Here is a 19561-nt window from a genome sequence, read left to right as displayed (position 1 = left end):
TAAGATTGGCACCAATAAAAAAACCCTGCCGAGAATATCGGCAGGGCAGTAATTGAAAAAATATGTACTAGTTTTTATTGGAATCCACGAGTAGCTGTATTTTCTGATGGGAAGGTAATAGTCACATCTATCGAAGCATTCTGTTCTGTTGGATTTTGATCATCAGAGTCAGTAACGCTAAAGCTAAAACGGGTGGTACCTTGTCCAGCTGAGGTGTGATCCCCCTGGGTGAGGGTGCCAAAAGTATTAGACGTTCCCGTACTTGAGGTAACCTCCATTTCAGAACCGGCAGGAATAGGATAGCCGTTCACATCCTCTATAACTAAGTCAAATGATTGGGATCCATTGCTGGGAATACTAATTGTAGCAGGAGTTGTTGTTCCCGGATCATAGAGGTTTATACTGATATTACTCGAAGACGTAAATAGCACATCCGTTTCTACGGTTACATAATTATCATTTTCAGCAACGGTACGTGCTGTTACAGTGGCCCAGCCGATGCCCCGGGGGTGTACCGGTATGGGTGAGCTGGCAGCGCCTGGCCGGCTGCCATCGGGTATCAGTTCAGCAATGGCTACTCCTTTTTCATCTGTTACCGCTGAGGCAGTAATGTTACCCGCGGTAGTTGTAAAGTCAACAGCCGTACCGGGCAAGACGGGGTTATTGCGATTGTCCCCCAAACTGACAGCTACATAATTCGATTTAACAGAATTTTGCGAGCTTGCTAAAAGTCCCCATGCTTCAAAGTTTATGTTTGTAGGGGCTATACGGAAGTTATCGCCTTGTGGAAACCCATTACCTACGGCAACAAGCACCGGGGTAGAAGCGATATTGGAGCCGGCGGAAGCTTGTAGTTTAATAACCCCGGACTGTGTACCGGCATTTATGACCGAGGAGACGGTACCCTGTGAACTTGTTGTTGCAGTAGCCGGCTGTACATATTCGCCACCGCCCGGTCCAGTTATAATAGAGAAATCGATATTATACCCTTGGTCTACCGGCCGGCCAGCACTATCTGTCACAGAAAAGGTAAATTTGGCAGAAACATCTCCTCCCGTTCCTTTTACCGCTATGTTGCTACTAGAGATACTGGTAAGTTCAAGGGCGGCAGGAGGCCCGGAATCTCCACCTATCGTGTCATCGCTGTCATCTCCGCCATCGCCGGCAGTGCTGCTTGTCAACTCAATAACCAAATCATCAACATCATTGCCGCTTGAGAGTTTAAAATTTCGGGTAGCGGTTTCAAAATTTTGCTTACTTACCTCAAGTGTAACTGTTGCGGTTTCATCCACATTAACGCTGAATGAAAAGTTACCGGTAGAATCAGTGGTTGTTGATTCCTGCAAATCAACGGGCTCAGTTATTTCAACAATAGCACCGTCAACAGCATTGCCGGTACCGGCCTCGATAACCTGTCCGGCTACAATAGTTCCGCTATCAGAACTACAAGCCTGTGTAATTAACGCAACAGCGAATATGAGTAATAGAAAGTAGCGATTCTTCATAATGTGAAAATGGTTGGGGGTAAAAGGTCTAATAATTTTTTCTATAATAGAATATATATTGGTAAATAAAAACCAACACCATCCTTTGTTAAAAGATGTTTCCATAAGATTAACAGTAACATACTGTATTGTCAACTGTAATTACATACTTTTGAGAATGACCGTGCAGTTGTTTAATGATGATATTCTAAAAAATAACATCAGAGTTCGACTACAGTAAGTAGAAGAGTTGTAAAGAATTATATCGCTAATATTCTATGGAAATAATTCCCACTGTAAATTTTTGTTTTCTCCCTTCCATAACTCCGCTGCTGAGGCTGGGTATTTCTCATTCCAGAGCTAGGGTCCTCACTCATCTTTATCTCTCTCCGTAGCTCTGCTTCGGGGAGTGGGCAAATAGGGAAGAGGATCCCGCCCATAAAGTCCATGTTGTCACTTCAAGTCCTCTTTTACGCAAGGCTGCGTAAAACGGGTAACAGCCAAAAGTCTCAAGTAGTGATAGTGATGTTGCTAATATTGTTGAAAGATAGCCTCAGCTTGTAAATATTGCTATGATCGGCGTATGAGACGACAAGTGATCCGCCCACCAATTGCTGGTGCTCTGTCCACTGTATATCCCCAATTACATATCGTAAATTAAATTTTGTCTGTTATCCTCCGTTGCAAGCGTCTTTAAGGCCGATTGTTAAAAAAGTAAATGCTTTAATGGTCTGTAAACACCGATTTTCGCCTAAATGTAAGAAGATTAAAAAAAGTTAATGTGGTCTTGCATTTCATTAGGGCAGCTGTAATATTAGAACTGAACAAAAAGAACACTGTTCACTAACAAGAATTTAACCTAACAACCGTTTTCGGATTTATTAATCTCGAAACAATATAACAACAATTCACAAATAAATAGGTAACTATTATGGGACAACAACAACTCTTACTTGTAATTTTGGTCACGATTATTGTGGGAATTGCTACAGTAGTAGCGATTAACACATTTAGTAGTGCAGCTGATTCTGCTAATGTCGATGCCGTTCGCAACGACCTACTCAGCATGGCGTCAACTGCTCAGGGTTTCTACATGAAGCCAGACATGATGGGCGGCGGTTCGAACTCGTTTGATAATACGAATGGAAGTGCGATTGGTATCGGAGACATAGGCTGTACAGGAGATATCAGTGGTACTGATTGTGTTAATGAAAATGGAACGTACAGCATCTCATCGACCAGTGAGAATAGCTTTGACATAACTGGGAAACCTGCATCTGCCGGCGGGAATATTGTAATTACCGTATGTGCAGACGATGCGGCAATAAGTGATTATGCCGCAGACGGAAGTGCATCTGCACCTGGAGCTAGTGAATGCTCAAGCTCTAGTTCATAAATTGTTATAACTTCTGTAATATTTTAGGTCTCTTCGATTACTCGGAGAGGCCTTTTTTATTAGTTTTAAGAACTTGAACTATGGTATGAAATGGTCACTCGATGACGTATTACTGCTGGCATTAATTTGCTATGTAATTTTGTTGCCGGCCTTGCAGTACGAACCTTACCGGCTTAATGATACGCTTAATAACCGGCGGCTGCTTCAGGTGGGGCTGCTTTTGCTGGTTAATGGTATTTCGCTGTTACCCGGCAATCTGTGCCGGTTAACTGCTTTCATTAATGAATTTACAAGCAGTACCAGAATAGCACTGGGAGGCATTATACTTCTCGGCTTGGTGGCAAGCATGAGGGCTACCTTTTTAGATTGGGCCCTGCTGGATTACGGGCATTATCTATTGCTGCTAACTGCTATCTTTGCTATTGGTGCCGTAGCCTATGAAAATCCTTCTAAAGCATTGGGCTATGTGCTTGTTGGCGTTATAGGATTTGTGGTATGTTATTTGGCTCGGGTAGCAGGCACGTATGTATTGTACCAGTTGGGCGAATTTAAGTTGTGGCCAAGCAATAACCACACCATTGATTTATTTGGTTTTTCAAGCATTCGTACCTTTAACCATACCCAAACGTGGTCGATACCCATATTGGTTAGTATGGGTTGGTATGCGTGGCGTTATTCCGCCAAACAGTGGTTGAGATGGGGACTGGCGGCCGTTATAGTAGGATGGGGCATGCTCGTTTTTGCATCGGGGGCGCGCGGCGTGATGCTTGGGGTTGTGGTTGGCACTGTGGTTATCTGGGCATTTTTTGTGGAAGAAAAAAGACAGTTTTTTAGCTATTGTGGGTCACTGGTAGTGTGTACGCTACTGGGGTATTTTTTATTTTTTGAATTATTCGCAGGAGGTACCGAGCAAACGGTTATGCGTGCTAACAGCAGTAATAGGCTAGTTATCTGGGGTCAAATGCTACCAGAAATTTTTAATGCACCGTTTATAGGCTATGGTCCTATGCATTATGCCGTGTACATGCCAACCAATATGGCAAGTTCGCCGCACAACTGGTTTTTACAGTTTGCCTATGAATGGGGCATCCCTGTTGCTATAATGTTGTTTGTACTTTTTATAAATGGCTTAAAAAGTTTTGGAAAGCAGCTTGTCAAAAATATTAACGACCAAAATTATATGCTGCGGGCTAAATGGTTAAAGTTGGGGCTTTTGTGGTCAATGGTAGCCGCTCTGGTACATGGTTTTTTTACCAGAATTTTGGTTACTCCAATTAGTCAAATGCTTTTGGTATTGGTTGTAGGGGCATCGCTGGGCGTGTTTTTTGCGGAAAACCCAAAAGAATATGACGCAAAAAGTACTCCAACGGTATATCAATGGATTACTGTGTTCGTAATTTTGGGATCTATTGCAAGCGTAAGCTATTGGCCGTTAAATAATCAAATTGATCGACATGAATTGGACAGTTACTATTTAAAAAAGACACAACGGGATAGACTATTACCCCGTTACTGGATGCAGGGCATTATCGGTTTTGACTACAGCGGGATGGAGCAAGAAAATAAGCATTCCAAACAATCGGAAGCAGAAAAACAGTAAGTGTTAATTTTGATACTGGAAGTTGAATGGCTCAATGCAGTGAGCAGCTAGCAGTAACGCTATTTAGGATGATTTAAAATGCCAGATGCGCGGTAGTCGAATCTATCCCCATGAAACAGCCCGCAAGCGCAGAAGAGTTTTTCCCTTAGATCCTATGCGAATCGCACTAGGGAGGTCCTTCGACTTCCTTTTAGAATGATGTCGCTCTGCTTGTTCTTGCTATAACACAACGATTGTCATTCCGACCCCCGAGAATTCGGGAGGGGAGTCTCAAAATGTGGATATTGCGATATCTGTAAATGATGAAAATAATATTAATGGAATAAGAATTTTGTCTTGAATGCTTTATCACCATCAAGACAGGGAATGATTATGAATAGCAGAATGATAAGCATTATATTTGCCCAGAAAAAGATATTCATCGTCAGCAATGATAGGATATGAAATGATATCATAATCGTTACCCATCCATAACAAAAATGCCTGTTGATCAGAACTAACGGAGAAAGGCACTCCAAAACAGTTAGAACAAAGAAACCGATATTAGAAAGTGTTAACAGCCAATCATTTTTAGCTATCAGTAAACCTAGGTCAAACCCGTATTTTGAATACTCAAAGCTATTTACAAATAGATAATTGCGCAGTGCGTCAGTCTGAAAGATCTCCAGACCAACAGACATAAACCGGTTTATTCCTACAAACGAATATGATAGAAGAAAAACCAAGGCAGCCACAAAAATTGGAAAAGTATAATTGGTTTTAAGCTTGTTTTGAATCGGATTGTACAATATAGTAAATTGGTCAGAGGACGGAGAAACCGAGACAATAGCCGCTGTATAAAGGGGAATTAGCTCCGCATGATTTATATATCCGTTAAACCCCTTTACAATACCTTCTGCTAGCAATAGTAATACAACAGTAGGAATTGCTATCCACCGAAAAGGACGAATGCCTGCCATACAAAGCAGACATCCGATAATTATTATTATTTTAAGGGATAAAAGAAAAGTGTGAGAGAGTGTAACCTGGGTAACTAGACTTGTTGGATCAGAGAAGATAATATTGAAGACGCCCCAGGGCTCAAATATTTCTGGCGGAAGTAAAGCATAATTAGTTAAGGGAGTACAAAAAACAATTACCAGCCAAATAGCAAAAACAGTAAAACGCAGAATCCCAAGATCACGCCCATCAGCATTGTCAAAAATATAATAAGTCATCAGTTACCCTGATATTCAAATATTTTAGTCGCCTCCACAGAAAAATCTTCTTTAGCTTGTGAGGGCTGAACCCTCTTGCTGATAATCATAAATTGTTTAACAGTATCATCTGGATGGTTGTATTCATAAATATTAATTAACGCCTCCACTGTTTGGGTGAGCGCATTATTCTGTTTTTTTGCTCCGCCCATAAGGTCTTCCAATTTTACCATAAAGCCTTTTTGCGAAGTAAAGGCAACTTCGTCAATCGGGTAATGCCTGTTATTGTCGTTTGTTAATTCAATTCGATATTCTAAATAGGCGGGTGCAGGGTAGCTTCCGGAATACATATCCCATTGCACAAATGGGTACGTGTAATCAGGTGTGTTGTAAAGTTGAGCAAAAATCATACCTGCAACAGCAATTAGGCCAGCTGTCTTTGTTAGAATCTTAGTGTTTGAGATCAGAGTTTTAACCTTATCATTGGATAACAAGAGCAGGATAAGCAGTACATATATTAGTAGTTCTATATATATCAAAATTGATTATCGTTAATTAAGCTTTTTAAAAGGGTAGCTAAATATTTGGTCGAAATCTACCGGATTTTTTTAGCTTATCCCAAACGTTAGTATTTAGGATAATATGCTTTATCTCTCTGTAGCTCCGCTGCGGAGGGTAGGAAACAACATTTCAATTGTGAAATCTTGAAAAAGCAGTATCAATTTTGACGAGCTTCTGTTATACTTTTTTTTCTGACAAAGTTATTTTATCCTATATAGCACCTAACTTCCTGCAGAATATATTATATAAATTCTTTTGTTATGGCAGAGTTTAGACTTAGAGCAGTTTCGGCCCAGGGCAAGAAAATCAAAACAGAGTTTGAGGCAACCAGTAAAAAAGAAGCAAAAAATCGTGTCGAAAAACTGTCACGCAAAAATGGATTTAAGGTAAAATCCATTGATGAGAAAAAGACCTTTAAGTATAAAGTACAGCGCGGAGCGAAAGAACCAGTTACCGGAGAGCAAGAAGCGTATTCTAAGGAAGAAGTAGAACGCGCACTTGTCAAGCTGGACTATAAGGTTATTAGCATTAAGAAAAAGTGGTTCAACTGGAAGGGGGGCGTGCCACAGCAAGAGGTTGTAACGTTTATTCGTCTTTGTGCTGACCTGCTTAATCAGCAGCTTAGTTTTGATGAGATCCTAGAGCTTCTTCATGAAGATACCCAGAATAAGCGGATGCGTGAGGTTATCAGCACTATCCAAAAAGATTTAAAGGATGGTAAAGAAGGGGACGAGGTTTACGGCAAACACGAGGATGTATTTGGAGAATTTGCCTCATATATGCTTAGTGTTGCTTCCACGAGTGGTAATATGGCGCAGGTGTTTGAAAGTACCGCCAAATTTATGGAGCGCGACGCCGAGTTTAAGAAAAACTTGCGTCGTTCGTTATTGATGCCATCCATTACCGTACTGGCAACTATTGGGGTAATCCTGTTTTATGTTGGTTATATTTTTCCAGCTACAGCTGAACTTTTCGTAGAGATGAATATTGAACTGCCACCTATGACCGCTGCAACGCTTGAACTCAGCTATTGGCTGCAGTCAAACTGGATAATACTGACGCTGTCATTTATTACCCCTATAGCTGCGGCATGGTATTACCTGTTTCAGGTACCCGAAGGACAGCTTTGGCGGGATAAACACATTATTAATGTGCCGGTTATAGGCGATTTAATGCATAAGACAAGTATCGAAATTTTTTCTCGTGTTTTCTATACTTTGTACAGTGGATCAGGGCAAAATATTGAAGTGATCAAAGTAGCAGCCGAGGCATGCCGTAATAAATATATGGAGAAACAGATTAAGGAAGTGGCTATAAAAATGATGCTCAAAGAGGGAGCAGGACTTATTGAATCTCTTGAAGCAACTGGTGTATTTACGGATACGGCCATTAGCAGGTTTAAGTTGGGAGCTGAGTCTGGTGCACTTAAAGAAAATGCCAACCAGCTGGCTCAGTATTACGAAACGCAAACCACCTATAAGATGGATACGCTGGTAGATATGATTAGCTTGGGTGTTAACATATTTATATGTATAGCCCTTATTGCCATTACTATTGTATCTGCCGAGTCAGCCTTGATTCAACCCAAAACCGGAATGTAATATATAGGTGAAAAGAGATTATAAAACTAAGTAGTTGTACAATTAGTGTTTGGTTTCAGTAATAAATGCGATTTGCCGGAATGCGTTATCATGGCTATTTGTTAAGAATAGTTTCAATTATTAGCAAATGGATGATTAAGTTTTTCTTACATTCCAGTTTGTAACATGTATATTAAACAATCACTGTAACGAAGAACTGTGTAGCATAAATCGATAAATGTCACAAGTAAATACACGTAGACATATTGGTGATCTTTTGGTAAGCCGAGAGGTTATTACACAAGATCAACTCCAGGAAGCACTTGCTATCCTGCGTCAAGAACCTGACTCTTCTAACAGGCGGTTGGGGCAAATTCTTTATCAGGATCTCGGTATAGATCGTAATCGGGTCATGAAAGAGATTGCATCGATTTATGCTTTTGAAGAGGTGTTGGAAGGCCAAGAAACAATTGAAGATGAAATTCTGGCCCAGATAAAATCTAATATTGATGATCTCCCTTCAGAAGTTGTAGATGAACTGGTACATCAAAAAGCAGTTCCTCTGCAGAAAAACCGGACTTCTTTAACTATTGCAGCGGCTGATCCCTCTGATCCTACGCTCTCCAAGATTGTAGGTAAACTAAATTTTACCCAGCACGAGATTGTCTATTGCCGCTATGAGCTAGTAGAGCAGATTCTTACACAGGTTTATGAACAAAAGAATGAGTTCTTAGATCTGCTCGAAGAGATTGAGCACGAAGAGCCGGATCTTCAGGAAGAAGATGAAGCTGAAGAAATTGATGAAGAGGAGATAGATGCCGAGATCAACCAGAGTATGCTCAATTCTCTCGTTGAGGGTTTCTTGGTTGAGGGAGTCCGCAAGGGAGTTAGTGATATTCATATTGTACCCTGTGGTAGTGCTTCTACGGATATCCGTTTTCGTATTGACGGGAAATTGGAACTTTGGCACCAGCAAAATAATGTAAAGCCGGAGGCGATATCGGCCGTTGTGAAAGATAAAACCCGTGATGTGGATCGTTTTGAGCGTGACGCATCCCAGGATGGATTTATCCAGCGTGCAGTTGATGGCCATAATATTCGGTATCGAGTATCTATTATGCCGATGGTGGGAGAACAGTTTGATCGCAAGTTTGAGTCTATTGTAATCCGTATCCTTGATGACCGGGAAGTGATTACCGATCTCAATGTTCTGGGGCTCCAGGAAAAAGCAAAAGATGACTTTGTGAAGGCGATTGAAAAACCTTCGGGCATTGTTATTGTCACTGGTCCTACCGGCAGTGGTAAGTCAACGACGCTTGTTGCCGCCTTGTACTATGTAATTGATCCTTCGGTAAACGTACTAACCGTCGAGGAACCGGTGGAGTATATGATTGAAGGGGCCAGGCAGTTAAAAATTAGTGATCACATGACATTTGATAATGCTATGCGCGGTATTTTGCGTCATGACCCCGATATTGTATTGGTTGGTGAGATTCGGGATCTTAAAACAGCAGAAATTGCCATCAAACTGGCAAATACCGGTCACTTGACTTTCTCGACGCTGCACACCAACGATGCACCCAGTGCTATTTCACGACTATATAAGATGGGTGTTGAAACGTTTTTAATTGCTAATGCCGTGAATTTGATTATGGCTCAGCGGCTAGTGCGTACGCTGTGTGAAGAATGTAAAGAAGAATTCGAGCCTCATCCTCAAGCGGCAAAAAGTATTGGTTTTGAAGAAGAAGAAATTGAAAATAATACCTTTTATCGGGCTGTTGGTTGTGATGAATGTTCCAATGGTTATAGCGGGCGTACAGCTATTATGGAAGCCCTATATTTTGATAAGGAAATTCGTAAGATGATTCTTGAATCCGGTGATGAAATTGATGAGGTTGCTATTAAACAGCATGCTATAGACCAAGGGATGTTGAGCCTTAGAGCATCGGGGAGAGAACGTATTAAGAACGGATTGACGACCATAGAAGAAATTGCAGCAATTACAATAGAAGATTGATGGTATTTAATTTGTAAATTTATTAATAGTATAGCTTGTTGATCAATTTACGGGGTTTAACACAGATATAAATTTGGAGAAAAGTTATGTCTAACGAAGATCAAAAAGAAGCAGCGCCGGAATATATTCGGCAATTTTTAAAAGAGCCGCCTATGTTGCTTCGAAATTTCCATTATGAAGATATTATGGAGTTTTTGAAACTGGGTAAACTTGAGAAGTTTGTCCAGGATGATATTGTCGTAAATGAGTCGGAATATGTAAATTCTGCTTTTCTAATCGCAGATGGAGAAGTAACAATCTGGAAAGACAATATACAGTTGGCCAAGCTCGAAGAGGGAGATTTTTTAGGAGAGTCCTTTCTTTTTAGCAAAAATAACAGAATGGCTAAAGTTGTTGCAGAAGGAGATACTAAACTGTTGAAGTTTGAGCGTTATGATGCTCTAAATTTTTTCCGAAAGAAACCGGAAAAACTGTTTAATATATTTACACGGAATATTATTGAGATTCAACAGAATAAGATCAATAACATGAATATCCAGCTTTTGCAGCTTAAAAAGCGCCTGTTAGATGATACAAACTGGTGAAATAGCTATTTATCCGGCTATATAAAGTATTTGAATCTTAGAAAGCCGATTAAAAAAAGTTATTTTTGAAATATTAATAATAATTAATGTTTTTGGGGATGGTATAAAGACTATATAGGTGTCGATTAATAGCAATTAATTACTTATAATGCTTGTAACACAAGGTCATAAAGTCTTTAGTTAAATTATTTTATTGATACAGTTGTAACACACTTTTATGGAAGTAGGGGTAAAAAAGAATAGAGTTAAAGAAATTGTTACGCCGCTGGCGAAACAATTACCGAGCAGCTCCAAAGGAGTTGAACGGCACCGGAATATTGGTGAACTCATAGAAGGCCAGTCAGAGTCAGTCCGTAATGAGCTTCAAGAAGTGGTTGATGACCTGTTGTATAAAATGGATGACAATGAGGCTTCAGACATAGATATAGGAGGGCCGGGCTGCGACGAGAAAGTATGGTACCGTATTCACGGTGAAAAATCGCCCGACGAAAATGCTCCGGAATTTACGCTTACTGAAACAAATTTCTTGTTGCATAATCTTATTTTGCCTTCTCAACGTGAACGGTTACTGGAAGAGGGCAATCTAGACTTCTCTTATTCTATTAGTGATGCTACAAATGATATATCGGCAGCTAAGCGATTTCGTGCCGATATGTATTTTGATATGGAGCATCTGGCTTTAAATATGCGAAAGATCGATAATGAGATTCGCCCTTTTAAAGATTTAAATTTACATCCGGAAGTTGCTAAAGCGCTAAGCCTGAAATATTTAAAGTATGGCCTTACACTTGTAACGGGTATTACCGGTTCAGGAAAATCATCAACCCTGGATACTGTTATTGATGCCAATAACAGGACAGTGAATGCCCATGTAGTTATTATTGCTTCTCCGGTTGAGCTTGTACATAAACCCAAGAAATCAGTCATTCGACATCGTGAAGTGGGTCGGGATGTGAAATCATTTAAAGATGGGGCTATACAGGCACTACGCCAAGATCCCGATATCATTGTTGTTGGTGAGCTTCGCGATCCTGAAACAATCATGACAGCACTTGAAGTGACTGACTCGGGGCACAAGACTTTTGGAACGCTGCACACCAGCTCTGCGATGGAAAGCATAGAACGTATATTGGGTGAGGTGCCAGTAAAAGAACAAAATCGTGTACGTGCGCGTCTCGCAGATGTTTTAACTTGTGTAATCAGTCAAAAATTGGTCCCCAGTCTTGACGGAAGACGTATCTTAGCAAAAGAGGTGCTGATAGTCACCAGTTCTGTAAAGGCTGCTATCCGTAATAATAACATTGGTGAAATTTACCAGATGTTGATGGAGGGCAGTAAAAAGGGTATGAATACAATGGAACAGGATCTTAAGCGCCTTTATACAGAAGGGAAAATTTCGAAGGAAGTGGCTATTAATAATGCCAATAATAAAAAGCGTGTTAAGCAACTGATAGCTGAAACAGAATATTAATACCGATACCGTTAGCGAATGTTTGGAAAAAAGGATTACATAGGCTTAGCGATCGAAGGCGAAACCATTCGTGTAGCTCGGGTTCGCGCAAGTGGTAGTTCGCTAAAACTAATCAAACTTGATCAATTTTCTCTGGTTGAAAAGATTGGAGCCGGATCAACCGAATCGGCAGCGGTTAGTGAAGAAGGAAGCTTCGATGAGGCTGAGTCTGAAGCTGATTCCATATTTGGGCTGGATGAAGAAGATGAGGAAGAGGATGAAGAGGAAATAGATCTCGAAGATTTTGGGACCGTGGATGAGGATACAACCGATATGGTTGATGAGGCAGATACTCCTCAGTCCAATGAATTGTTGATGTATGATATTTTATCCGGTTTTAACCAGAAAAAGGTACATTTGGGATTAAATGTACCGTCTGGTAACACGATTTTTCAGATTATTAGAGATACTGATTTTAATGAAGTCAAGGAAAAGGATCTTGTTGAAGATCTGGAAGAAAAGCTGGCTTCTATTTACGGAGAACCCAAATCTTCTGATCAGTATTCGTATGAAGTTCGTGAAGATGGTTCTCTTTTGCTAGCCTCTATTGATAATGAATCCGAAACGTTACAGCTGATAAATAATGTAAGGGAGCTTTACAGCGGTAAAATTGCTGTCAATAGTGTAGTCCCTGATGAAATTAGCTTGGTTGGTCTTGTACGTGTTAACTATGAATTGGACCCCGATGAAGTAACAGGGATTATCCAGTTTAGTGAAAAACGTTGTCGTGTTGTTTTTATGCAGGGGGAAGAGGTATGGCTGGTTTCTCCAATTATCAATGAAGGGACAAACCAAGATTCATTTCTGAATACTGTATTCAGTAAAATTTTATTCCAGCTTGATACGGGAGAAGTTCCAAGCTTGGACCGGATTATTTTGGCAAATAATCCCAGAGGGGAAGAACCCGTTGACTTTTTTAGTGAAAATTTCCCGGACATCCCGGTAGAAAATCTTACTTTTAAGGACTCTTTTTATGAGTCTGAAAATGTGGATCCTTCTACAATACCTTTCTTTACGACTGCTATTGGTTCCGCATTTGCTGCAAGCGGGGTATATGAAGAGGATTTTCCTGATATATCACTGTTGCCACAATATGTTGCTGACCGACAAAAGATTTTCAAGCTGCAGTGGCACGGTATGCTTATTTTGTTTTTGATCTTCTTGATGCCCATTACATTTAATTATTTTTATACGCAAAATGTAGAACAGATTGAATCTCTGTCTGATGATCTTACTGAGATGAATGATAGGATTGAAGAGCTAAATCCTATTGTTGATCGGTCAAAACAGATGGAACAGGATCTAGCCACTTTGAAAGGAAAGTTGGTAATGTTAGATACGTTGACCCAAGGTAGCCAAGAGTGGTCACAGAAGCTGCAGATTGTTAATGAAGGATTGGAGGATATCTCTAATACTTGGATTACATCATTTGCCGAGGAATCTTCAGGTGGGGCCTTTATCCAAGGATATAGTCTATATAGAGAACGTATAACTAGAATTGTCAATATTTTTGATGAGGCTACGCTGATGAATGTAAATAATGAGACATTGCGCGAGCAAGATGTATACAGTTTTTCGATATTGATAAGTTCTTTTGCTCCGTCAGATTCAATATATTCACCATCTACCCCTAAAGAAGTGAAAGAATTGATAGAAAGTGAAAATTAATATTTTAATATAGACAGCATTTATGTCGTACGGTGTTCGAAATACACTTATTTTACTGATTGTCCTTATTGCTTTTATTGGGGCAGGCTGGAGCTATATTTATTTTTATCAGCTGCCTAAAATAGAGGAGTTGGAAGAAAAGGTGGAAGAGACCCAACAGGAGCTTGACAAAAAGCAACAGATTGCTGATGCTTTTCCAGCATTGCAGAAGCAATTTGAAAAGGCAAAATCCTTTTTCAACAATTATAATAAAGCACTGTATGGTGACAGTAATGAAGATATTGTGTATGATTTTTTAAATTCCGTAAGTGTAGGATCAGCCTATACTGATTTTACGTTTAGTTTTGATGATTCTACCACCCATGGCCAGTATGGGGTAATGAATATGAGTATCTCAGGACAAGGATATTACCGCAATTTTGTTAATTTTATTCGGCAACTTGAGTTAAGTAAGCCGTTAAATAAAATTACCGGCATTAGTATTAACCCTATAAATGAATTAGAGTCATACGGAAAGGTTAACTTTAATTTTAAGATTAGTAGTTTTTATGACCGGGTTAAACTATTGGGTGAGCCGAACTTGGCGATTGAAAACAATTTACTTGGATCAGTTTACAATCCGTTTTTCCCGTTAATTCGGTCAGTAAAGGGCAACAAAAACAACTTGGTTAACATTGAACAAAGTAAATTATTGGCTATTAGCGGTGATCAGGTCTTTGTGCTTGACCAAAACGGTGTTATGAAAAAATTATCTAAAGGCGAAGAAGTTTATTTAGGTACTCTCACATCCATTGATGTTAATGAAGGAACGGCAACTTTTAACCTCAATAAGGGTGGTATAGTTGAGCAGGTGACTCTGCAGATTAATAAAGATGATGAAAAACAAAGCGGTAATTGATATGAGTTTTTATAAATACAGTAATTTCTTAGCGTTCTTATTCTTTTTTCTTTTCATTATCTCCGCAGGGGTACTGGGGCAAAACAGAGATCAGCTACCTTCTGAATTTAGAGAATATACTAATCCTGAGGAGGTTGTTACCTTTGATCGTACTACATCATTTAAGCGAGCAGTTGATGTAATAAATGATTTTGCCCAAAATTTTCGTGATAAAATTGTGCTCGATAAATCTGGTACAGAGGGTAATATTGGTATCTCCGTACCGGCTATGCACTGGTTTGATGCATTAAAGCTTATTCTGCGTGCCAATGATTTGGTGCTTAAGGAAGATAAAGATATTTACGAAATAGTGACTATCGCATCTCAACAAGAAGAAAAAGGGACACCACAAACATCAACATCTGGTAGCAGTGGCGAAGAAGGAGAAGTTCTTGCAACTACCGATACCTATGAGGTTCGCATCAATGCCGTATTTTTTGAAGGTAATCGTCGGGCACTGCAAGAAATTGGGGTTGACTGGTCCACTATTTCGGAGAATGTACCTAACGCCGTTGTCGGTGGTGGCGGTGGTGGACAAGGCGGCGGAGGCGGCCAAAGTGGAGGTGGTGGAGGTGGACAACAAGGCCCTCCGCAAGTTCCGAATTCTCAGTTTAATGCAAATGGTCCATTTGTACAGGTAAACTCAAAAGGAGCTCAGAGTGTATCTCAAAACGTATTTAACTCTCTTGTTAATTTTGGAGAAATAGGGAGCTCAGGTATTGAAGTGCAGGCTTTGTTCAGTGCATTTGAAGCTGATAATCTTGGTGAAATTTTAGCATCGCCTACTGTCAAAGTACAGGATGGAGAAGACGGACGTATTCAGGTAGGGCAGGACTTTTCCATTAAGCAGCGTGATATTGCCGGTAATGTAGTAGAAGAATTCTTTAGTGTGGGTACAATTCTTGAGGTAACACCCAATGTAATTAAGCAACAAGATACTACTTTTATTCATCTGGATATTAGTGCCGAGCGTTCAACGGCTCAGCCAGATCCGGTAAGTACTATTATTAACAAACAGGAAGCTGAAACTCAGTCGCTGTTATTGGACGGAGAAACTACGGTTATAGCTGGATTGTATAGTACCGAAAAAAGTGAAGTGCGACGGGGCGTTCCTATTCTTAAAGATCTTCCACCATGGTTTTTTGGGCTGCGTTATCTGTTTGGATATAATTCAAAGGATACCCAAGCTCGGGAACTTGTTATCTTGCTCAAAGCTTCTTTGGAACCGCGTATTCCCCAACGCATGGATAAGGATGAATTTAATACCATGTATGAGACTCTCCGTGACGAGCGCAACCGTATGCGTGACGAAATTAAGGAAAGCGAAAAAGCTCTTGAGTCTGATGCAGAAAATGATTTTGAAGATCTTGATGAGTCAGAACGGCAGGATGATACAACAGATAGTTCTCCTCCCGAGCCGGAAATGGAAGAAGAAAAGTCACAGAAAGAGGAAATGAAGATTGAACAGAAAGAAGACTCTGTTGATACATCTGCTGACCAGAACGAGGAAGAGCAAGAAATGGATCAGCAGGAAGAGAATAGGGAAGAATCCCCGACTGTTGAGGACCCTGAAGTGCAACCCCAGGAAGTACCATTGAACCTTGGTGCTGCAGTTGATGGAAACAATGAAGAAGAGAAGGTGTCGAATGAATCTAAAGAAGACTCATTAAACCAAGAGCAAGAAAATCAAATAGTGGATAACAAACAGCAAATAGATGCTGACACCACAGATACTCAAGGAGTGGAGACGGATACCACTGTTACACAGCAAACACAAGAGGTGGTATCATCGCAAACACATTATATTATCGCGGGATCTTTTTCTCAGATGGAAAATGCCAGTATTTTCAAGGATAGTATTAACTCGAAAGGTTATAATGCGATGATTTTTGAAAAGCCTGACGAAGAGTTATTCCTTGTCTCCTATGATCAATTTGATGATCTCCAGAAAGCTAAAGAGGCTCTTACAAGAATACAGGAGGAGGAAAATACTGAGGCTTGGTTATACTCCACAAAATAATGTTGGGGTTATAGATTACCTAAGAATCAAATAGTTTACATCTGATTGATATAATGATTCATCTGTTTGTTTAAGCGAAACTGCCCCATTAGGTGGGCGCTAAGACAAGAATGAACAGGTAATATGGTGAGACGATCTCCAATATTATATTGATCAGTTGTTGAACAATGAATAACACCATGTTCTTGGGATAGCTTTTTAAGATATGACACTGGTTCCTTAATTTTCCAGTGGTGACCGTCGTTCGTTGTTTCTGCAAGCATACCGTAATGAGATATCCCTTCACTTAAGAGTGTCTCTTTTGAAAAGTGGATAGCGCCACCGTGAATAACGATTTCTGAACGTTCGGGATAGTTGTCTATAATGGGACATTGCATAGCTACTGCAATATTAGAGATTTCACAGCTGCCTATCTGGTATTGCATAAGATCATAGAATACAAAATTGCCGGGGCTGATGGCATCAATTGCCTTAAACTCTGAGCCCACAGAGCAGCAGGGAGTGTCACCTATGCAAATTTCTATTTTTCGGTCAGTTGGTTCGAAAGCATTACGCAGCTTTTCACACTGTTTTAGTACTTCTTGGTGTATTGCTTTTACTTGTTTTGATGAATGAGCGTCATAAGAATGACCGGGATGAGAATAAAAACCTTTCCATCGAAGTTTAGTACATGAGTCCAATGTTTTTATTAAGGTTTCAATTTCTGCTTTTTGATCGATTGTTAAGCCGGTTCTGTGAGCACCGCTGTCAAATTCTATAAAAACCTGTATATCATGGGATAATTTTTTGTCTATCTCTCTTGCAATTTTTGGATGATTAACCAGCAGGGTGATCGCCTGCTCTTCTGCAAGATCATCAATAGTTGATATTTGATCTGGGTGCGCAGGCATTGCTATGGTAATTTTATCCCAATTATTTTTAGCAAAGTAATGTGCCATTTTTACCGATGAAACAGTAATGGCTTCTACGCCACAGTCTTTCATCCATTCCCCAACTTCTGCGCACTGATGGGTTTTCATATGCGGCTTAAACTGCATATCATTTTGATCAGCTTTTTCAGCCATTCGCGCTATATTTTGCTTACATATATCGCTGTCCAAAATTAATGTGGGTTTAGATAGCATAATGATGGGTAATTGTTAGAAATAAAAACAGCCTGATAAAAGCTACCAGGCTGTTTGAGGTTAAGTTACAAATGAGTAAGAAAATTATTGGGTTGTTGAATTATTTGAGTCAAGGCTATCGGCTATCTCATCGACTCGGTTCCAGACTCTTAAGATATTTCCGGATGCAATTTTTTGAATATCTTCGTTGCTATATCCTCGTTTTAGCAGTTCAGCAAAAAGATTGGGATATGCAGAAACATCTTTTAAGCCGGTTGGCAGGGTAGGGCCTACACCATCATAGTCTGAGCCTAATCCGACATGCTCAATACCAACTAGATCCACTACATGGTCAATATGGTCAGCGACTTTACCAACAGAGCTAAACTTAAAGTTATCCTGGAAGTATTTCTGTCTAAACTCTTTTGCCTTTTTGCTGTCAGCTTTCCAACCACGTTCTTTTATCTTTTGTTGTATTTCTTTTTGTACACGGTCCATACTATTGCTTGACGCACTGTCGAGGAAGGTAGAACCGAAATTAATCATGATAACACCTTCGTTTGCAGCAAGTCGTTTTACAAGGGTATCACTCATATTCCGTTCAAATCCCGGAGTAAAACGACGACTAGAAGAGTGTGTTGCTACAACTGGTGATTTTGTTGTTTCCATAACATCCAAAAAGGCTTGATCGGTAATATGAGAAACATCGACCATCATACCTACGCGGTTCATTTTCTTAATAACATCTCTCCCGAACTCGCTCAGTCCGTTATGTGTATTATCAGTAGTATCGTATGAGGAATCGCTTATTTGATTGTCCTTCGCATGTGCAAGAGTGATGTAGCGAATTCCCCGCTCATAGAAATAAGATATATTCTCCAGGTTGTTGCCAATGGGCGCACCATTTTCCATTCCCATGGGTAAGGAGATAAGGCTGTCCTTAAATTGTTGCTTAATTTCTTTAGGTGAAGTAGCAATGGCAAACTTTTCGGGATTGTCGGAAGCGATGCCTTTTACAAGATCTATCAGGCTGTCTGCTACAGCTTTTGCACCGCCGGTTTTTTGATACTTGACGGGGATATAGATAGACATAAAGGGCGCATTGAGTCCTCCTTGTTTGGCTCGCGGATAGTCAAAATCTCCGCCGGGTGCTTCTTCGGATACATCTTCCCAGTTGCTTTTAAGTCGATAGGGCACGTCAATATGCCCGTCAACAATAATATATTTTTGGGCCAGTTGTTGAGCTTGCTGCTGATAATTTTCTGTCTTGGATGAGCTGCAACCCCACAGCAGAAAGAGTGCAATAAAAAAAGTGCTAATGTATTTTAATCGTCTCATCGGTATAATTGTTTAATTAAAATTAAAAGTGATGCTCTTTATATTCTAAGTGACTTGAAAACGATGAAATACTTTATGTTAGATATTGCTGTCAGGAAAATCAGATAAATCCAGCTCTTCTTGGTCGTGTTCTTTGGGCGGCAGTTGTTTGGTGTAAGAGATGCTTTCATCAATAAATTTTTGAAGAGCTTTTGAGTGACTATAGATCGTATCCTCAACAGAAATAAATTCATCAAAATTATCATCCTCGGGCAGATATGGAGTAATACCCGGTTTTTCTGTTAAAGTGGTGGCTAAGTGAGTTCCGACCCGGGCAACAAGAAGATCATTGTATATACCCAGACACATATTGCCGTTAATGGTGTATCCCACACCGCCGAGTTTTTTCTTTTTCTCGAGCTCTTCGTTGTCGATAAGATGATGATCCAGGAGATCCTCAAGCCGTTGGTTATATGTAGCCAAAGTGGTTATATGTTTTTATAATGGATATTTTTCGTGCTAAGGATTAATCTGACAAAAAAGTAACCAATTATTATATAGTTTTCATTTTATATTGAAAAGGTTATT

The 19561-nt window shown here is 40.0% G+C and carries 15 protein-coding genes; 9 read left to right on the top strand and 6 right to left on the bottom strand.

Annotation, left to right across the window (positions count from 1 at the left end; translation table 11 throughout):
- Positions 1 to 74: 74 nt before the first annotated feature.
- Complete coding sequence (locus LX73_RS03060; protein WP_170245565.1) at positions 75 to 1505, bottom strand: carboxypeptidase regulatory-like domain-containing protein; 1431 nt, start codon at positions 1503 to 1505, stop codon at positions 75 to 77.
- Between the two features lie 955 nt (positions 1506 to 2460).
- Between LX73_RS03060 and LX73_RS03055 the strand changes: the two genes are divergently transcribed.
- Both LX73_RS03055 and LX73_RS03050 read left to right on the top strand, forming a co-directional pair.
- Positions 2461 to 2880 carry a hypothetical protein gene (locus LX73_RS03055; RefSeq protein WP_246138152.1) on the top strand — a complete coding sequence of 140 codons (420 nt, stop codon included), beginning with the start codon at positions 2461 to 2463 and terminating at the stop codon, positions 2878 to 2880.
- Between the two features lie 85 nt (positions 2881 to 2965).
- Positions 2966 to 4480 (top strand): O-antigen ligase family protein, encoded by a 1515-nt coding sequence (locus LX73_RS03050; protein ID WP_148897994.1) that lies wholly within the window; start codon positions 2966 to 2968, stop codon positions 4478 to 4480.
- 314 nt (positions 4481 to 4794) lie between these two features.
- On the opposite strand, the gene LX73_RS03045 is transcribed toward LX73_RS03050, so the two are convergent.
- Positions 4795 to 5697 (bottom strand): hypothetical protein, encoded by a 903-nt coding sequence (locus LX73_RS03045; RefSeq protein ID WP_148897993.1) that lies wholly within the window; start codon positions 5695 to 5697, stop codon positions 4795 to 4797.
- Positions 5697 to 6215, bottom strand: a complete 519-nt coding sequence (locus LX73_RS03040; protein ID WP_211359347.1) for a hypothetical protein — start codon at positions 6213 to 6215, stop codon at positions 5697 to 5699. The genes LX73_RS03045 and LX73_RS03040 overlap by 1 nt, the downstream gene beginning before the upstream one ends.
- Positions 6216 to 6497: 282 nt before the next feature.
- Between LX73_RS03040 and LX73_RS03035 the strand changes: the two genes are divergently transcribed.
- The 7 genes from LX73_RS03035 to LX73_RS03005 all read left to right on the top strand — a co-directional run bounded on the left by LX73_RS03035 (position 6498) and on the right by LX73_RS03005 (position 16553).
- Entirely contained in the window at positions 6498 to 7838 is a 1341-nt protein-coding gene (locus tag LX73_RS03035) for a type II secretion system F family protein (protein WP_148897991.1), read from the top strand.
- Positions 7839 to 8055: 217 nt separating this feature from the next.
- Positions 8056 to 9834 carry a GspE/PulE family protein gene (locus LX73_RS03030; RefSeq protein WP_148897990.1) on the top strand — a complete coding sequence of 593 codons (1779 nt, stop codon included), beginning with the start codon at positions 8056 to 8058 and terminating at the stop codon, positions 9832 to 9834.
- Positions 9835 to 9920: 86 nt separating this feature from the next.
- On the top strand, positions 9921 to 10418 hold the full coding sequence (locus LX73_RS03025) for a Crp/Fnr family transcriptional regulator (protein ID WP_148897989.1): 498 nt from the start codon (positions 9921 to 9923) through the stop codon (positions 10416 to 10418).
- Positions 10419 to 10635: 217 nt separating this feature from the next.
- On the top strand, positions 10636 to 11889 hold the full coding sequence (locus tag LX73_RS03020; protein ID WP_148897988.1) for a type IV pilus twitching motility protein PilT: 1254 nt from the start codon (positions 10636 to 10638) through the stop codon (positions 11887 to 11889).
- Between the two features lie 18 nt (positions 11890 to 11907).
- On the top strand, positions 11908 to 13596 hold the full coding sequence (locus LX73_RS03015; RefSeq protein WP_148897987.1) for a hypothetical protein: 1689 nt from the start codon (positions 11908 to 11910) through the stop codon (positions 13594 to 13596).
- A 22-nt stretch (positions 13597 to 13618) separates the two neighbouring features.
- Complete coding sequence (gene pilO / locus LX73_RS03010; protein WP_148897986.1) at positions 13619 to 14494, top strand: type 4a pilus biogenesis protein PilO; 876 nt, start codon at positions 13619 to 13621, stop codon at positions 14492 to 14494.
- Position 14495: 1 nt separating this feature from the next.
- A complete protein-coding gene (locus LX73_RS03005) occupies positions 14496 to 16553 on the top strand; it encodes an SPOR domain-containing protein (RefSeq protein WP_170245564.1) in 2058 nt (685 codons plus the stop codon).
- Between the two features lie 35 nt (positions 16554 to 16588).
- Here LX73_RS03005 and LX73_RS03000 read toward each other — a convergent pair whose 3' ends face one another.
- From LX73_RS03000 to LX73_RS02990, 3 genes are all read right to left on the bottom strand, one after another.
- Positions 16589 to 17677 carry an alanine racemase gene (locus LX73_RS03000; protein ID WP_148897984.1) on the bottom strand — a complete coding sequence of 363 codons (1089 nt, stop codon included), beginning with the start codon at positions 17675 to 17677 and terminating at the stop codon, positions 16589 to 16591.
- A gap of 84 nt (positions 17678 to 17761) precedes the next feature.
- Complete coding sequence (locus LX73_RS02995; RefSeq protein ID WP_148897983.1) at positions 17762 to 18994, bottom strand: dipeptidase; 1233 nt, start codon at positions 18992 to 18994, stop codon at positions 17762 to 17764.
- A gap of 78 nt (positions 18995 to 19072) precedes the next feature.
- Positions 19073 to 19456: a TfoX/Sxy family protein gene (locus tag LX73_RS02990; RefSeq protein WP_170245562.1), complete on the bottom strand. Its 384-nt coding sequence runs from the start codon at positions 19454 to 19456 to the stop codon at positions 19073 to 19075.
- Positions 19457 to 19561 lie beyond the last annotated feature (105 nt).

This window comes from Fodinibius salinus, assembly GCF_008124865.1.
Taxonomy (GTDB): Bacteria; Bacteroidota; Rhodothermia; order Balneolales; family Balneolaceae; genus Fodinibius; species Fodinibius salinus.
The sequence above is the reverse complement of the archived record's forward strand: the minus strand, read 5'-3'. Positions and strand labels throughout refer to the sequence as shown.

What these genes read in the sequence shown, in the direction of transcription:
- LX73_RS03030 (WP_148897990.1), top strand. Translation starts at nt 8,056, where the DNA reads ATGTCACAAGTAAATACACGTAGACATATTGGTGATCTTTTGGTAAGC.
- LX73_RS03050 (WP_148897994.1), top strand. Translation starts at nt 2,966, where the DNA reads ATGAAATGGTCACTCGATGACGTATTACTGCTGGCATTAATTTGCTAT.
- LX73_RS03020 (WP_148897988.1), top strand. Translation starts at nt 10,636, where the DNA reads ATGGAAGTAGGGGTAAAAAAGAATAGAGTTAAAGAAATTGTTACGCCG.
- LX73_RS02995 (WP_148897983.1), bottom strand. Translation starts at nt 18,994, where the DNA reads ATGAGACGATTAAAATACATTAGCACTTTTTTTATTGCACTCTTTCTG.
- LX73_RS03025 (WP_148897989.1), top strand. Translation starts at nt 9,921, where the DNA reads ATGTCTAACGAAGATCAAAAAGAAGCAGCGCCGGAATATATTCGGCAA.
- pilO (WP_148897986.1), top strand. Translation starts at nt 13,619, where the DNA reads ATGTCGTACGGTGTTCGAAATACACTTATTTTACTGATTGTCCTTATT.
- LX73_RS03045 (WP_148897993.1), bottom strand. Translation starts at nt 5,697, where the DNA reads ATGACTTATTATATTTTTGACAATGCTGATGGGCGTGATCTTGGGATT.
- LX73_RS03000 (WP_148897984.1), bottom strand. Translation starts at nt 17,677, where the DNA reads ATGCTATCTAAACCCACATTAATTTTGGACAGCGATATATGTAAGCAA.
- LX73_RS03060 (WP_170245565.1), bottom strand. Translation starts at nt 1,505, where the DNA reads ATGAAGAATCGCTACTTTCTATTACTCATATTCGCTGTTGCGTTAATT.
- LX73_RS03035 (WP_148897991.1), top strand. Translation starts at nt 6,498, where the DNA reads ATGGCAGAGTTTAGACTTAGAGCAGTTTCGGCCCAGGGCAAGAAAATC.
- LX73_RS03005 (WP_170245564.1), top strand. Translation starts at nt 14,496, where the DNA reads ATGAGTTTTTATAAATACAGTAATTTCTTAGCGTTCTTATTCTTTTTT.
- LX73_RS03015 (WP_148897987.1), top strand. Translation starts at nt 11,908, where the DNA reads ATGTTTGGAAAAAAGGATTACATAGGCTTAGCGATCGAAGGCGAAACC.